Here is a 269-nt window from a genome sequence, read left to right on the forward strand (position 1 = left end):
GATCACCCCCGCCCACGCGGGGACTACTCTCCATCTGGGTCGTTAGCCTTAAAGCTAAAAGGATCACCCCCGCCCACGCGGGGACTACCAAAAAGAATTGGAGATTTATCAAATACAGTTGGGATCACCCCCGCCCACGCGGGGACTACATCAAAAGGACTGTGAGAAGTACGAGAAAGCCAGGATCACCCCCGCCCACGCGGGGACTACTTTATGACGGGAACTTGGCACTTGCTGAGGCAGGGATCACCCCCGCCCACGCGGGGACT

1 CRISPR repeat array is annotated in these 269 nt (G+C 58.4%).

From position 1 onward, the window contains the following. A CRISPR array of direct repeats spans window positions 1-268; the repeat unit is 24 nt; unit sequence GATCACCCCCGCCCACGCGGGGAC. Window position 269: the final 1 nt, after the last annotated feature.

It is taken from the genome of Peptoniphilus sp. HMSC062D09 (genome assembly GCF_001811425.1).
GTDB lineage: Bacteria > Bacillota > Clostridia > Tissierellales > Peptoniphilaceae > Peptoniphilus_A.